The organism is Wolbachia endosymbiont of Oedothorax gibbosus (assembly GCF_936270145.1).
Lineage (GTDB): Bacteria > Pseudomonadota > Alphaproteobacteria > Rickettsiales > Anaplasmataceae > Wolbachia.
Map to the genome: position 1 here is coordinate 1367870 of NZ_OW370537.1, position 16140 is coordinate 1384009.

At 36.4% G+C, this 16140-nt stretch carries 10 protein-coding genes and 3 pseudogenes; 5 read left to right on the forward strand and 8 right to left on the reverse strand.

The annotated features are described in order from the left end of the window. Window positions 1-3: 3 nt before the first annotated feature. From nuoL to NBW37_RS07665, 6 genes and pseudogenes are all read right to left on the reverse strand, one after another. The gene (nuoL, locus tag NBW37_RS06680) at window positions 4-1860 is read right to left on the reverse strand and encodes an NADH-quinone oxidoreductase subunit L (RefSeq protein ID WP_250296242.1); all 1857 of its coding nucleotides are present in this window, start codon (window positions 1858-1860) and stop codon (window positions 4-6) included. Next, a complete protein-coding gene (nuoK, locus tag NBW37_RS06685; RefSeq protein ID WP_006012916.1) occupies window positions 1857-2165 on the reverse strand; it encodes an NADH-quinone oxidoreductase subunit NuoK in 309 nt (102 codons plus the stop codon). The genes nuoL and nuoK overlap by 4 nt, the downstream gene beginning before the upstream one ends. Continuing rightward, a complete protein-coding gene (locus NBW37_RS06690; RefSeq protein ID WP_250296243.1) occupies window positions 2156-2734 on the reverse strand; it encodes an NADH-quinone oxidoreductase subunit J in 579 nt (192 codons plus the stop codon). Before NBW37_RS06690 ends, nuoK begins: the two co-directional genes overlap by 10 nt. A 1529-nt stretch (window positions 2735-4263) precedes the next feature. After that, the gene (mnmA, locus tag NBW37_RS06695; protein ID WP_250297017.1) at window positions 4264-5367 is read right to left on the reverse strand and encodes a tRNA 2-thiouridine(34) synthase MnmA; all 1104 of its coding nucleotides are present in this window, start codon (window positions 5365-5367) and stop codon (window positions 4264-4266) included. A gap of 228 nt (window positions 5368-5595) precedes the next feature. Further along, window positions 5596-6672 (reverse strand): rod shape-determining protein, encoded by a 1077-nt coding sequence (locus NBW37_RS06700; RefSeq protein WP_250296245.1) that lies wholly within the window; start codon window positions 6670-6672, stop codon window positions 5596-5598. Between the two features lie 23 nt (window positions 6673-6695). Beyond that, window positions 6696-8116 (reverse strand): annotated as a pseudogene (locus tag NBW37_RS07665) (gluzincin family metallopeptidase). A gap of 280 nt (window positions 8117-8396) precedes the next feature. Here NBW37_RS07665 and NBW37_RS06710 point away from each other — a divergent pair. The 5 genes and pseudogenes from NBW37_RS06710 to ftsH all read left to right on the forward strand — a co-directional run bounded on the left by NBW37_RS06710 (window position 8397) and on the right by ftsH (window position 13640). Further along, the gene (locus tag NBW37_RS06710) at window positions 8397-8876 is read left to right on the forward strand and encodes an OmpA family protein (protein WP_370273186.1); all 480 of its coding nucleotides are present in this window, start codon (window positions 8397-8399) and stop codon (window positions 8874-8876) included. Window positions 8877-9045: 169 nt separating this feature from the next. After that, on the forward strand, window positions 9046-10326 hold the full coding sequence (tilS, locus tag NBW37_RS06715; RefSeq protein ID WP_250296247.1) for a tRNA lysidine(34) synthetase TilS: 1281 nt from the start codon (window positions 9046-9048) through the stop codon (window positions 10324-10326). 195 nt (window positions 10327-10521) lie between these two features. Next, the gene (locus NBW37_RS06720; protein ID WP_250296248.1) at window positions 10522-11622 is read left to right on the forward strand and encodes an ATP-binding protein; all 1101 of its coding nucleotides are present in this window, start codon (window positions 10522-10524) and stop codon (window positions 11620-11622) included. 6 nt (window positions 11623-11628) lie between these two features. Beyond that, window positions 11629-11796: pseudogene (locus tag NBW37_RS06725) on the forward strand (tRNA lysidine(34) synthetase TilS); the annotation flags it as partial. Between the two features lie 12 nt (window positions 11797-11808). Further along, a pseudogene (ftsH, locus tag NBW37_RS06730) lies at window positions 11809-13640 on the forward strand (ATP-dependent zinc metalloprotease FtsH). 729 nt (window positions 13641-14369) lie between these two features. On the opposite strand, the gene NBW37_RS06735 reads toward ftsH, so the two are convergent. Next, a complete protein-coding gene (locus NBW37_RS06735; RefSeq protein ID WP_250296250.1) occupies window positions 14370-14618 on the reverse strand; it encodes a hypothetical protein in 249 nt (82 codons plus the stop codon). Then, window positions 14597-16075 (reverse strand): UbiD family decarboxylase, encoded by a 1479-nt coding sequence (locus NBW37_RS06740; RefSeq protein ID WP_250296251.1) that lies wholly within the window; start codon window positions 16073-16075, stop codon window positions 14597-14599. The genes NBW37_RS06735 and NBW37_RS06740 overlap by 22 nt, the downstream gene beginning before the upstream one ends. Window positions 16076-16140 lie beyond the last annotated feature (65 nt).

Consider the following 16140-nt stretch of genomic DNA (forward strand, 5'->3'; position numbering starts at 1 on the left):
CTTCTATTTAATTCCAATAATATACAAAGCACCAATTATTAAAGTAACAAACATAACAAATGCATAATCAAATATATAACCAGTTTGTAACTTTATAGAACTTTTTGAACATTCATTAACCAACCTTACAACACCATTTGGTCCAAATGAATCAATAGCCTTAACATCAAACTTCCATAGAAGCCTAGATATAAACCTTATCGGTGCAATTATAACAAACTCATACACCTCATCAAAGTACCATTTATTCTGCAAAAACTTAAGTAAAAATTTACTCTTAATTTGCCTAATTACTTGATATTGGTAAATTAGGTACGCAAGTGCTATTCCACTTAGGCTTGCTAAGGTTGGCAGCAGTTTCATAAAAAAATTATGAACTCCATGCTCATCAATCATCATTAAACTTGATTTCCAAAACGCATTACTAGTTATGTTCAAAATATTTGCTCCCCATATCCCAGAAAATACTGATCCAAAAGCAAGTATCAGTAATGGTATAAGCATAATCTTTGGTGCCTCATGTATATTAATTTTACTTTGTTTTTGGCTATGGAACACAAGAAGCAACAACCTCCAAGAGTAAAAGGCTGTGAAGAATGCAACAACTAAGCTTATTACAAAAGCAAAGCTATCCGTGCTATAAGCATGTTCAATTATCAAATCCTTTGAGTAAAAACCTGCAAATGGAAATATTCCAGAAAGCGCAAGAGACCCAATCCACATGAGAGTGTAAGTGCAAGGGATTTTCTTCCAGCAATTTCCCATTTTCTGAATGTTTTGCTCATGATGCATTGCATGAATTACATTGCCAGCACCAAGAAATAGTAGAGCTTTAAAAAAAGCGTGTGTCATTAAATGAAAAATAGCAACATTGTAAGCAGAAAGCCCACATGCCATGAACATATAACCAAGTTGACTGCAGGTTGAATAAGCAATTATCTTCTTTATATCGTTCTGAGTAATCGCAACGGTGGCTGCAAAAAAAGCAGTGAGCGCACCAACAATAACTATTAATTCCCTTGCAATATTTGATAATTCAAAGAGTGGTGAACATTTTGCTATTAAAAATATACCTGCTGTTACCATCGTTGCTGCGTGAATGAGTGCAGAAACAGGGGTTGGCCCTTCCATTGCATCTGGCAACCAAACATGTAAACCAAGCTGTGCAGATTTACCCATACAGCCAATAAAAAGTAATATGCATATTATATGAATTATTTTAAATTCACAGCAGAATGCCCTAATGTTTTGCGCACCAAGAAGATCAGCTGTGTCAAAAACTTCAGTAAATTTCAAAGAGTGAAATGTATAATAAACGAGAAAGATCCCAATCAATAGTGCAAAGTCTCCTACCCTATTTACAACAAATGCTTTAATTGCTGCATTATTTGCAGAATATTTTTGGAACCAAAATCCTATGAGTAAATAAGAACATAGGCCAACCCCTTCCCAGCCAAAAAAAAGCTGCACGAAATTATCGCTTACAACCAGCACAATCATGCAAAATGTGAACAGCGATAGGTAAGAAAAAAACCTCGACTTCCCTTTATCATGCTCCATATAACCGATAGAATAGAGGTGGACTACCAGCGAAACGGTGGTAATAACAATAAGCATTAAGGATGAGAGAGCATCTACACTAATTGCCCAATTTACTTTTAATACACTTAATGAAAATAAAGGAAATAAACTCAAGTGATAATTTTCAGAGAAGGTGAGAAAAACATACCAAGATAAAGCTGCAGATATTCCAATCCCTGCCGTTGTAATTAACTGACCAAAAACATCTTTTCTAAAAAGTGCTGCAAATAGTGAACCAAAAAGTGGCAAAAATACTATTAATTTCAGTATATCCATCATTCTTTCATTAAATTTGCTTGTTCAACGTCTATATTGCCACGGCTTCTATAATATACAACCAATATTGCAAGCCCAACTCCTGACTCTGCTGCCGCAACAGTCAACACAAACATCACAAAAATTTGCCCAACTATATCATTCATAAAGGCAGAAAAAGCAACTAGATTGATGTTAATCGCCAACAATAATATTTCTATTGATAACAATATATTGATTATGCTCTTACGGTTGATGAAAATACCGCATACCCCAATAGTGAACAAAACAGCAGCAACTATCAAAAAATGATTTAATCCTATTTCCATTCTACTCCTTTTCCAAATTTAGCCTTAACCAATTTTACAGATGAAGATTGTGTCAATTGTTTTAATACATTCTGTTTTTTAACTTCTTTTTTCTTGTCCTGCAGAGTAAGAGCAATTGCACCGACAATTGCAACAAGCAGTAGAATACCAGAAAGATGAAAAGCGTACATGTAGTCAGTGTAGAGCAAATTACCGATAGCTTCCACGTTATTAGTATTATAGTTTATAACATTGCTTATATTCGGTGCTGAGCTGCGGATTACAAAGCTGATGACTAGAAAAAACACAACACATAATATAGCACCAAGAGTGAAATGCTTCGCAAAACCCTGGCGCAACCTTATATCGAGCATCATAACTACAAAGAGGAATAACACTGCAACTGCACCGATGTATACTATCAGCACCATCATAGCAATGAATTCAGCTCCAAGGAGAATGAAAAGCACTGCAGAGTTAACGAAGGTGAAAATTAAAAATAATACTGCATGCACAGGATTCCTTACGCTAATCACGCATACAGCAGATAAAATGCTAAGAATTGCGAAAAAATAAAAGAAAAAAGGCATCGATACTTTAACTGCAACAACAATTACTAATTTAAAGTGACTATTGTTGTAAAGTCAATACTAAATGCCTACCTTATGGATGAACTTGCGATTGTGATTTTAAACACTCAGGAGTAAGGACATTAGACTTCTTGCATAACCCAAACTAAGTAGAAAAAAGGTATCATCCAAGTAGCCTCCTTCTCCTGTCATCCAAGTAGCGTGACTACTTGGATCTAAATTTTTTTATATGAAACCATTATACTTGTAGGCTCAAGTTCCTCACATAGTGAACAAAAAAGTAAATGAGATCCCAGTGTCACGCACTGGGATGACATGGTGAGGTGTCATCCAACTTCCCCTGTCATCCAAGTAGCCCTCATCCCAGTGCCCCCTGTAATGTCATCCAAGTAGCTGACACTGGGATCTAGCAAGCTTTGCTTGCAAATAAGTCTAATACGCGTCGCGTTTTATGCCAAAACACAATTGGAGTTACATGCAAAATAGATCCCAGTGTCAGCTACTTGGATGACAGGAAGAGGGCTACTCGGATGACAAAAAAAGGAGCACTGGCATGACAGCAGTCCTACGTCATACCGCCGCGGTATCTCTTAACATAGATCCCGCTAACACGTAGCAGAATGACGAATTGCTTAACCGTCATACCGCGATTCATTCGCGGTATCTCATCCGCTAACAAGAGATCCCGCTAACACGTAGCGGGATGACGAATTACTTAACCATCATCTACACCGTCATACCGCCGCAGACCGTCATACCGCGATTCATTCGCGGTATCTCCCAGCATAGATCCCCTACTATACCTTAACATAGATCCCGCTAACAAGCAGCGGGATGACGAATTACTTAACCATCATCTACACCGTCATACCGCGATTCATTCGCGGTATCTCTAGATCCCGCTAGCACGTAGCAGGATGACGAATTATTTAACCGTCATACCGCGGTTCATTCGCGGTATCTCTTAGCCGCTAACAAGCAGCGGGATGATGGTTGTTGTTTAGCTATAAATGTTAATAAATTTACCAAACGGAAAAAAAGGCAAAAGAAGCCCTAGTCATTGTTTATTTTCAGTATCGGCGTTCTTTAAGTCTTAAACACTGCAATTTAGCTGCTTTTAAACGCAACTAACTTAAGCTATAAATGTTTAAGAAATTTACCAGCAGAAAAAAAAGACAAAGAATCCCCGGAGTAGCTAGTTATTCCACTCTTTATTTTAAAATTTGACGTTGGGTGATGTCTTAAACGCTTTATAAGCGCTTTTCAGCTTATGTGGGTAAAAACCCAAAATTTTTATAAAGACATAGTATGCACATAGTGCAAAAATTAAACAATAGTACGCCAAATACAAGTCTTCTTGTCATTTTAATCTGCACAGATTGGGAAGTTAAATAATATAGCTTCAGTTTCATGATAAGGGGGCTGGCAAGGCTTGTCAAGTAAGTTTTTTTTCTATTCCCAATAAAAGTTTGTTATATGGTTATGCAAGAAGTCTATTGTATGTTTACATTCTGCATTAAAGCTTTCAGTTAAGAACATATCCATCCACCGCCAATTACTTGCTCATCTTTATACGCTACACAGGCTTGACCTGGACTGATGCCAAAGTAATCGTCGTTTAAAATTACACAGGCTTTATTTTTTTCGTCAATTGAATGTATTGTTGCTAAACTTCCCGCATGTGATGATCTCAGCTTCACAGTTACTTCCATACCTTCCTTTGGTTGTTCTAACCAATTTAACTCTTTGATCAATATTTTTTTTTGCATTAATGCGTTGATCGGACCTACTATAACCTCATTATTCTCTGTATTAATTTTTATTACGTAAAGAGGCTCATTGTGTGCGATGCAGAGGCCTCTTCTTTGCCCTACTGTAAAATTTACTATGCCACTGTGCTCACCTAACACTTTTCCATTTACATCCACAATTCTGCCTTTCTGTACGGATTGTGGAGCTAATTTAGCTATTGTTTTACTATAGCTTTCGGAAACAAAGCATATATCTTGACTGTCCGGCTTTTCAGAAATTTGTAAGCTGAAATATTTTGCTAATTTTCTTATATCACTTTTATAGAACCCACCTAGTGGAAATCGCAAAAGCTTTAACTGCTCCTTAGTAGTTGCAAACAGAAAATAGCTTTGATCTTTACTTTTATCAATGCTTCTGCACAACTTTACCTCACCATTTTTTTCTAATCTTCTCACGTAATGTCCTGTTACAAGCACATCCGCACCAAGATTTTTTGTAACTTGCAATAGATCACGAAATTTTACCGTTTGGTTACATCTCACGCATGGTATGGGAGTTTCCCCACGCATATAGGTACTTGCAAAATCCTCTATTACTTCCTTTTTAAATATTTCCTCGTAGTTTAAAATATAGTGAGGAAAGCCAACACTTTCAGCCACGCGCTTAGCGTCATAAATATCCTGTCCAGCGCAGCATGCACCCTTTCTTGCACCGTCGGTGCCATAGAGTTGAAGAGTTACACCTATCACCTGATACCCAAGGTTATGTAGCAGTGCTGCAGCAACGGAACTATCAACTCCCCCGGACATTGCAACAATAGCCCTGGTCTGATGCGGAGCTTTATCTTTTAACAAAGGTTCAATTTCAAATTCTTTTAGCATATAATTTATAAACACAAACTTGGTGTCAAGCACTGGAATCCAGTTTCTATTACACAATTTCATCGAAACAGCATACTTATTTGTAGTCAAGTTCCAGTGTCACGCTACTTGGATGATACCCTTTCCTGCTAGAAGTTGCCTTCAAATTACTTGGTGCGTGACACTGGGATCTCATTTATATTACATAATTCCATCAAAATAATTCGATACACTACCTTCAAAAACAATTTAATCTTGCTTGAATAAAACATGGCCAAAATAATCCATGTTTTCAAGCACTTTTCCGCTACCTAGAGCAACACAACAAAGTGGGTCATCTGCAACACGAACTGGTAGTTTTGTTGTTTCACTGATAACTTTACCTAAGTTACGCAATAATCCACCACCACCAGATAAAATTATTCCTCTATCGACTATATCAGAAGAAAGTTCAGGTGGAGTGCTCTCCAGTGCAGTCCTAATAGCAGAAATTATCTGATGTACAGGCTCTATTAAACTCTCTGCAACTTGGTATTCTGATAAAAGCATTTCTTTTGGCATGCCACTTACTAAATCCCTGCCTTTAATTATCATTCCCTCTTTGTTATTTTCACCTGGCAGACTGGCTGAACCTATGCTTTTCTTAATTTTCTCAGCGGTTGTTTCACCGATTAATAACTTATGATTTTCACGAATATATGATTTTATTGCTTCATCCATAATATCGCCACCTACTCTGGCAGAACGTGAATAAACAATTCCACCTAAAGAAATAATTGCAACTTCAGTTGTACCGCCTCCTATATCAACAATCATAGAACCTTCAGGTTCGGTAACTGGAAGTCCAGCTCCAATTGCTGCAGCCATTGGTTCTTCAATTAAGAATACTTCATTTGCACCAGCACTTTCTGCTGCATCTTGTATAGCACGCCTTTCAACTGGCGTGGATCCAGATGGAACGCATATGATAATATTAGGTTTATTAACAGTGAATTTTGTGTTTGCACTGCGTATGAAATATTTTAGCATTTCTTCCGCACTTTTAAAATCAGCAATAACTCCATCCTTTAAGGGCCTTATCGCCTCTATTTCTCCAGGCGTTTTTCCAAGCATCATTTTAGCTTTTTTACCAAAAGCATAAGGAACATAGCTTCCTTTTTCTTTTATTCTTGCTACAACTGAAGGCTCATCAAGCACTATTCCCTGATTTTTCTGATAAACTAAAGTGTTTGCAGTGCCAAGATCTATAGCAATATCGCTAGCGAATAAACCTTTGAAAGTGAAAAGGCTACAAAACTTTCCGGTTAATTTTCGAACAAAATTCATACGCAACTCAAGAAAATCATTTATTAAGACAAATTATACTTTCCAGATAAGTAGCTAATGCAGCACTCAACGTCTAAACCCTTACCTGTTACTTTTTTTAGCAGTTCCAGGCCACACTTTGCACTGTATATATTTTGAGATAACCAACTGATAAGTAAACTAAAATCTCCTTTTATTATAGCATCTAAAGATTCGTAATGATTCTTTTTAATGAAAGAGAAAATCTGCGCAGCAGTAATTAAAGCTATAATTTTAACAGGAAAATAGCCCATAACACCACTTACCCAATATTCATCTTGAAAATAAGTGTTTAGCTCATTTTCAGCTTTTACTGGAATTTTATAGTGCTTCATACCTTCCAGCCACGCATCATGCAGGTCTTTGACTTCCAATGTACCATTTATTATATCTTGTTCTAACCTAGTTCTCAACATAATATGAGCTAACAGACTAAATTCATCTGCATTTTTTAAAAAGAAGAAAGGTTTATTTCATTGAAAATCAAGTACAAATTTTCAACACTGCTAACTTTCTCGTTAGTTTTGCCTTTTATAGCAAATTTCTCTTTTATGTGTGGTTGAATGAACTCAATAAATTCTCTGGATGTTCCAATCATCCTTTCCATGAATAACCCTTGAGTTTCATACATAACATGTCTCGTAATTGGACTACTTATAGAATTTTGCGCTAAACATTTTTGATAAATTACATAACCACTATGCCGTAAAAGAGAAAATAAACCATAACAAAAATCAGATTCATCATAATCTGTAGGGCAGTAATAAGAAGTACGAACCTCATGCAGTGCAACGCCCATTTGCTGTAAACATAACGAGCCAAGTTCAACCTGCTTCTGAGTAGCAACTTTTTGTATATTAGTAACCTTATCCTTTTTCTGCTTTTCAATTATTTTATCTACATTTCCACTAAAGAATTTGCCTACCTTGGGAAATATTTCCTTTATATTCTTTTCTGTGATATCAGAGTCATAGTCAGCAAGCAGTGAGTCGTATTTCGAGCATTTTAATTGCTGCGATTTTATAGAAGCTACTTCGCGAATGAGTGTGATTAAATCAGCAAAACGTTCTTTTAGTCTTTCCAAATTACTGGTTTCAGAATTGGTTAGCCTCCATAAACTTTGGCATTCAACTTTAGCTTTGGACAAAGATTTTACTAAATCAATAGGAACAGCACTGTTGCTCTTATGTATTCTCTCTATTAACTTTAGCTGCTGAGTATTTGCACTTTTTTTGTTACCAAGAGCATCTGCTAATGATTCCTTTATTACGTCATGAGAGATAATTTCATGTCTGATTTCTTCTAGAAGACCCATTTGTTCAACTTTGTCCTCTGCATTCAATTGGCTTTGGTTTAGTACTTTTAGCGTATTTTCGATATTCTTTACCCTATGTAATACTCCCTCTAAAAACTTATAAGATTTCATAATTTGTTCATTATTTTAGAAAACATCTGTTTAACATCGTAATAGATTAATAATAAAGTTAAAAGTATATTTGCTTAAAGTACAATAAAAAATTGCACATTTTATTCCTTATATTGGATTTTTCTACTCAGAGTCCAGCACATATTATAAGAAAATTAATTGTAAGGTTGTAGAAAAAGTATTTAGTATTTTATTTCTCTTGACTATATTACAATATGGGGAGATATTAGGTACTGAAATTAAAGTTACGCACTATTTTAAAATTTATGGAGGTTTAGTAATGTGGAGTAGACTGGTTATAATGTGCTGTTTTTGTTTACTACTTACTGGTGTAAGTTCTTGCCCAAAAAAAGGAGCAAATACAACAAATAAAATGAATTCTGTTGTTAAGCAGATAGGTGATAAAAGAGTTTTCTTTGGTTATGATGAATCTAATATTACTGAAGTAAGTGCAGATGCATTACTTGATGTAATGGAAGTGCTGCAAAACAATCCTGATGCGAAGGTTACTTTAACTGGTCATACTGACAACCGTGGTTCTCATGAATATAATCTTGCGCTAGGCGCTAGAAGAGCAGATGCAGCTAAGAAATTTATGGTTAGTTGTACACCCTACATAGAAAACAGAATAAAAACTGCTTCTAAAGGTGAAACTGAGCCTTTGGTTGATGTAAAAGATGATTCTAGAAATTCTAAATATGAAAAAGAGCATGCTAAAAATCGTAGAGTGGAATTTTCATTTTCTGGAATAAAGAAATAGTTTCTTGCATTAAAACCTGGATCCCAGTGTCAAGCACTGGGATGACATAAAGAAAGGGTACTGGCAAAAAAGGACAAACTTGTCATATTTCGTTGCTTGTTAGCGGGATCTATATATACCACAAATAAGTCGCGGTAAGACGTAAGAGATCTGACCATCAAGAGACATAATGGAATTAGAGTTATTACTTCAAAATGTGGTTAATAGTTTTGCTTTCTATAATAATCAAGTTGCAGTTGCAGTATCAGGTGGTGTAGATAGTATAGTCTTACTGCACTTAATGACTAACTGGGCAAAAAAAAACAAGCTTTCACTTCCTATAGCATTAACAGTAAATCATGGGTTACGTTCAGAGTCTCAAAAAGAAGCTGATTTTGTTGTAAGTTATGCAAAAGAACTTGGAGCAAAAGAATCGTTCATATTAAATTGGGAGAAGCAAAATATTAAAGGCAATATTCAGTTACAGGCACGAAAAGCACGGTATAAGTTACTAGCAGAGTGGTGTAAAAATAATAATGTTAAATATTTACTTGTTGCTCATCACAAAGATGATCAAGCAGAAACGTTCTTATTAAGATTGGAGCGAGGTAGTGGCGTAGATGGATTATCATCAATGGACTACAAGTCTTTCCTAAATGGTATTTATATATTTAGGCCATTGTTAAATTTTAGTCGTAGTGAAATAGAAAAGTACGCTAAGCTTCACCGGTTAAAATGGATTGAAGATAGAAGCAACCACGACTTAAAATACAGGCGAACTTTATACCGTAATTTGCTTAAAGCAAGTGATGATCAGAGGATTTTAACAGAACGAATATGCCTTACAGCCCTTCATATGAAAAGAGCTGCAAAAGCGTTGATGCACTACACACGCCTTGCATTTAATAACTGTGTTAATGTTCATGATCTTGGTTATATTGAAATTAAACTAGGTGAATTTTATCAATTGCCAGAGGAAATAGCCTTGAGAATTCTTCTTTACTCTATAATGGCAATTGCCAGTAAACATTATAAACCAAGGTACAACAGCCTTATCGTAATATTTAATAAAATATTGCAAAAGGATAGTAATGTTAACTGCACACTTTCTGGGTGTAAAATAAGAAAACATGGAGAAAATATCTTAATAATTAGAGAATCGTCAAGGATACAAGAAATTACCGTAAACCTACCTTTAAATGAACCTACTCAATGGGATAACAGATTTAGCTGCACAATACTTGGAAATCAAGAGTGTTCAGTTATCATTGCTCCATTAAAAAAAACACAAAAAGTTCCTGAATTTCTGAAGGATTACAACTGCTGCCCTGAAGTTTTCTACTCTTTACCTGTAGTGCAAAAAGATGGAAAGGTGCTTGCTTATCCTTATGTAAGTCATGATGGAAAAGACATCAATAGTAATAAGGTTCAATTCATTATTAGTTGCATAATACAAAAAAGACTTGTATGATAAATAATGAAGATTTATTTTAGTGAGGTATTATATGAAGATAACTTGGGGGGGTTTTTTAAATTTGTTTTGCTGTGTCTAGCAATCACCGCTTTTATTTACCTTATTTATCTTACGTGGCCTAGCATTAAAGCTACTGCTGCCACTATATCTTTCATGCCTATAGTTATAAAATCTGCCGTAGTAACTTGTGCAGTGGCAGGTACTGCAGCTGTACTTTTTGTGTTTGGAGCAATATGTGTCGCTGTTTATGAGCCAATGAAATCACCTAAAGTAAAAAATGTACCTGAACAGAGAGATGTAACCGGGCAAACAGTAACATTTCAAGTAAAACTTGATGACGTTAAAGATGTAGCTAAACAAAAAGTAACACTTGATGACGTTAAAGATGCAGCTGAACAAAAAGTAACACCTGATGATGTTAAAAAAGTAACACTTGATGATGTTATAGTTTCAGATGAGTTAAAAGAAGACTTGAAAGTGATTTTTGATGGTATGTCAGAAAAAACGAAAGAAAATTTTAAAATATTAGGTTTAACACCAGCGCAAGGCTATCTTTTTCACGGACCTCCTGGAACTGGAAAGACTCTTCTTGCTCGTGCAATCGCAGGTGAAGCTAAGATTAGTTTTTTAAATATTTCGGCCTCTGAGCTTGTTGGAGAGTATGCTAATCAAGGTGTATATCGTGTACAAGACTTTTTTGAAAAAGCAAGAAAGAAGGCTCCCTGTATAGTCTTTATAGATGAAATAGATTCCATAGGTGCAAAGCGCATTTCTGATAGTTCTAGCGTGAGTCAAGATCACAATAAAACTTTAATACAGCTATTGAATGAAATGGATGGTTTTGACTCCAACAAAGGTATAACAGTAATTGCTGCAACTAACCGTCCAGAGGTTTTAGATAAAGCGCTGCTTAGACGTTTCCCTGAGAAAATCAATATTTCTTTACCAGACGTGAGCTCACGAGAGAAGATATTGCGTCTTCAAATGGGAACTGCACCAGCCGAATCAGGCCTAAGCCTTGAAAAAGTTGCAGAAGAAACTGAGGGTTATTCAGGGGATGATCTAAAAAATTTAGTACGCAAAGTGAAATTTCGCGTTGCAAAGCATAAAGAAGGAGAAGAAGTCATCATTACCAAGAATGATTTTACAACAGCACTTAAAGAGTTTGATGATAAGCATAAGGAATTCGAGAATGAAGAAGCGAGCAATACAGGTGATAATATAGTAAATAAACTTCTACAAGGTATATTATGCAACCCTGCAAACACAACAAAGGTGTCGGTGGCTTCGTAAGTTTGTAATTATTGCTCTGAAGTTTACTATTCTTTGCCTACAGTACAAAAAGATGAAAAAGTGATTGCTTATCTTGATGTAATTTATAATGGAAGAAATACCGGTGATGATAAGGTTCGATGCATTACTAATAGCGTAATAAAACAAAATCTGGTAAGCTTAATTGATATCTAGTTAAAAGTAACGATGAAAAAATTTTTAGAAGGCTTATTGATCTGGTTAGTAATTATTGTTCTTATTTCAGTTGCTTATATTCAGTTCAGCGGAAATGTAGGTAAAAGTAAAACAACTATACCTTTTTCGGAATTTTTAACTAGACTAGAAGACAATGATGTAGAAAATATTGTCATAAAAAACCAGAGTATTGAGGGCAAGTTTAGGGATGGTTCAAGTTTCAATTCAAACGGTGTCATATATAGCGACCTAATAAAAAATTTACATGATAGAAAAGTGAGATTCTCCTTTTCAACTGGAGATTCCGCCATGAGCGTAATTGGTGGATTACTTATCTCATGGGTCCCAACATTTATCTTTATTGGCTTCTTGCTATTCTTTCTTAAACAAACACAAGCGGGGGCAACAGAACTATAAGCTTTGGCAAGTCAAGGGCTAGACTCATGACTAGTGGAAAAAAAGTAACATTTGATGATGTTGCCGGAATTGATGAAGCAAAAGAAGAGCTAGTAGAAATCGTTGATTTCCTTAAACAAAGGCAAAAATTTCAAATATTAGGTGGAAAAATACCAAAAGGGTGCCTTTTAATTGGCTCTCCTGGAACTGGTAAAACTTTACTTGCTCGTGCAATTGCAGGTGAAGCTAATGTGCCATTTTTTAGTATTTCTGGATCTGATTTTGTTGAAATGTTTGTGGGTGTTGGTGCGAGCCGTGTTCGTGATATGTTTGATCAAGGCAAGAAAAATGCTCCTTGTATAATTTTTATAGATGAAATAGATGCGGTGGGTAGACATCGTGGCATTGGCCTTGGTGGTGGTAATGACGAAAGAGAACAAACATTAAATCAGTTATTAGTTGAGATGGATGGCTTTGAATCTAATGAGGGCGTAATAATAATTGCTGCGACTAACCGTCCGGATGTCTTAGATCCAGCACTGCTTAGGCCTGGTCGTTTTGACCGGCAGATTACTATTTCTTTACCCGATATAAATGGGCGTGAAAAGATATTAAATACTCATATAAAGAAAATATCAATGGCCCCTGATGTAAATGTGAAAACAGTTGCAAGAGGAACACCGGGTTTTTCAGGTGCTGATCTAGCAAATTTGGTGAATGAATCTGCGCTTATTGCTGCAAGAAGAAACAAGAAGATTGTTACTATGGACGATTTCGAATATGCACGTGATAAAGTGATGATGGGTGTGGAAAGGCGATCTCTCATTATGAAAGAAGAGGAAAAGAGACTGACTGCATACCATGAAGCTGGTCATGCAGTAGTTGCTATCAACATGCCTGCCTCTGACCCGATACACAAAGCAACTATTATTCCAAGGGGTAGAGCACTCGGTTTAGTTATGAGACTACCAGAAACAGATAGAGTGTCCCTTACAAGAGAAAAGATGATAGCAGATATTACTGTTGCTATGGGTGGAAGAGTGGCAGAAGAGCTAATTTTTGGCTACGATAAAGTCACAAGCGGTGCATCTTCGGATATAAAACAAGCATCTGATTTATCACGCGCTATGGTGACAAAATGGGGAATGAGTGACAAAATAGGCCCGATCTATCACAATCGCGAACAAACCATACATGGTTCTGAGATAATTTCTGAAGATACGTTAAAACTTATAGATGAAGAAGTAAAGAAAGTTGTGTCTTCTTGCTATGAAAAAGCAAAAGACATTTTAACCAAGCATAAGAAAGGCTTAGAGCTTATTGCTGAAAATCTACTGGAGTTTGAAACTTTAACAGGAGATGAAATAAAGGACATATTAAATGGAAAAAAAATTGTTAGAGAGGAAAATGAGAAGAATGAGAAAATAAAAAAATCCTCTCTCTATTAAATTTGGCCTTGTTTAACTGCTAAATGAAAGTTTTTAGTTGCAGCAATGGTGTCATCAGGTAGCTCACAGAAACGGGGCTAAAAACTACTTGACAAACTTCGCCAGCCCCTTATCATGAAACTGAAGCTATATTATTTAACTTCCCAATCTGTGCAGATTAAAATGACAAGAAGACTTGTATTTGGCGTACTATTGTTTAATTTTTGCACTATGTGCATACTATGTCTTTATAAAAATTTTGGGTTTTTACCCACATAAGCTGAAAAGCGCTTATAAAGCGTTTAAGACATCACCCAACGTCAAATTTTAAAATAAAGAGTGGAATAACTAGCTACTCCGGGGATTCTTTGTCTTTTTTTTCTGCTGGTAAATTTCTTAAACATTTATAGCTTAAGTTAGTTGCGTTTAAAAGCAGCTAAATTGCAGTGTTTAAGACTTAAAGAACGCCGATACTGAAAATAAACAATGACTAGGGCTTCTTTTGCCTTTTTTTTCGTTTGGTAAATTTCTTAATGTTTATGGCTAAAGTAACTTAGGTTCACCGACAATCGTCATCCCGCTACGTGTTAGCGGATGAGATACCGCGAATGAATCGCGGTATGACGGTTCGTGGCGGCATAGCAATTCGTCATCCCGCAGCGGGATCTCTTGTTAGCGCCGCGGCGGTATGACGGTTAAGTAGGGTGTCATCCCAGTGCGTGACGCTAGAATCCCAAAAAAAGGATGATGTCATCCAAGTAGCTGACACTGGGATCTAGCCTTTATTATTTGGTTGTCTTCTGGATCCAAGTAGTCAGCTACTTTCATGACATCATCATAAAGTAAACCAGTGTCAGCTACTCGGATGACAGGAGAAGGTGCTGGGATGACAAGAAGAGAGCACTGTGACGCACAATTATCAGTTAATGCGGCATTATAAAAAACGCCAAACTTTTTTCTGCTTTTATGCAAGAAGTCTAGTCCATATATTCCTCCCACTTCTCCGTAACTTTTCTTACTATTTCCTCACTCATCTCAATTTTCTTTCCCCATTCTCGTTTGGTTTCAGGCGGGATTTTATTTGTCGCATCAAACCCCATCTTACCTCCAAGTCCACTTTCAGGGGAGGCAAAGTCTAAATAATCAATCGGTGCATTCTCTATCGTGATTGTATCACGCACAGGGTCCATTCTTGTTGATATTGCCCACATCACTTCCTTCCAATCACGTACATTTATATCATCATCAACAACGATAATAAACTTCGTGTATAAAAACTGCTTGAGAAAAGAAAGTATGCCCATAACAATTCTTTTTGCCTGCCCTGGATAGGATTTTTTTATCGACACTACCGCTATTCTATATGAGCAACCTTCCGGCGGCAGATAAAAGTCCACTATCTCTGGAAATTGATTAATAAGAATGGGCACAAAAATTTCATTGAGTGCTTCACCAAGAATCGATGGTTCATCAGGTGGCTTGCCGGTGAAAGTGCTGAGATAAATTGGATTTTTGCGCATAGTAATTGCAGTAATATTAAATTCAGGAAATTGCTCAACAGAATTATAGTAGCCGGTGTGATCTCCGTATGGCCCTTCGTCTTGATATCTATCCAAACTCACATAGCCTTCCAGAACGATTTCCGCGTGAGCTGGCACTTGAAGTGGTATAGTCTTACAATTTACAAGTTCAAGCGGTTTTTTGCGTAGCAACCCAGCAAATTGGTATTCTGACAATGTTTCTGGCACTGGAGTTACTGCAGCAATAAGTGTTGCAGGATCACTACCGATCACAGCAGCAGCGGGAAATTTCATATCTCTGCCTTCTTCCTTCCAACGCTTATGGTGAGTTGCGCCACCTCTGTGTGCAAGCCAACGCATTAGTGTTGTTTTTTTATCCACAACCTGCATACGATATATTCCAAGATTGAAATTATCTTGTTTATCTTTCGTGGATCCTTTTGTTACTACAATCGGCCAGGTGATAAGTGGTGCAGGTTCATTCGGCCAGCATGTTTGAATGGGCAGTAGACTTAGGTCCACTTCATCTCCGGTTAGCACTACCTCTTGACATGGAGCCTTGCTCACTATTTTACTTCGCATCGATAACACAACTTTCAACAAAGGAAACATTTTTATAGCATCTTTAAAGTTTTTTGGTGGCTCAGGTGATCGCAAAAACGCTAGAAGTTTACCAAGATCTCTTAGTTCATCAGGATTTATGTTCAACCCCAATGCAATCCTCTTAATAGTACCAAATAAATTCACCAAAACAGGAATCGAATTTTTGCCATTTTCTGTGACAACATTTTCAAAGATGATTGCTGGTCCTTTGTTTGACAAAACTCTGCGATGAATTTCTGTCATTTCAAGAACTGTTGAAACTTCCTTCTTAATCCTAATCAGATCCTTTTTTTCTTCTAAGGCTTTGATGAAGTCGCGTAAGTTGTTGTACATGCTTTGATTTTAGAAGTTTTACACTCCATACTCAATCTTTCTGTTTTAATCACAATTTTAGGCCT

Coding starts and splice junctions, on each gene's coding strand:
- nuoL (WP_250296242.1), bottom strand. CDS start 1,860: ATGATGGATATACTGAAATTAATAGTATTTTTGCCACTTTTTGGTTCA.
- nuoK (WP_006012916.1), bottom strand. CDS start 2,165: ATGGAAATAGGATTAAATCATTTTTTGATAGTTGCTGCTGTTTTGTTC.
- NBW37_RS06690 (WP_250296243.1), bottom strand. CDS start 2,734: ATGCCTTTTTTCTTTTATTTTTTCGCAATTCTTAGCATTTTATCTGCT.
- mnmA (WP_250297017.1), bottom strand. CDS start 5,367: ATGCTAAAAGAATTTGAAATTGAACCTTTGTTAAAAGATAAAGCTCCG.
- NBW37_RS06700 (WP_250296245.1), bottom strand. CDS start 6,672: ATGAATTTTGTTCGAAAATTAACCGGAAAGTTTTGTAGCCTTTTCACT.
- NBW37_RS06710 (WP_370273186.1), top strand. CDS start 8,397: ATGTGGAGTAGACTGGTTATAATGTGCTGTTTTTGTTTACTACTTACT.
- tilS (WP_250296247.1), top strand. CDS start 9,046: ATGGAATTAGAGTTATTACTTCAAAATGTGGTTAATAGTTTTGCTTTC.
- NBW37_RS06740 (WP_250296251.1), bottom strand. CDS start 16,075: ATGTACAACAACTTACGCGACTTCATCAAAGCCTTAGAAGAAAAAAAG.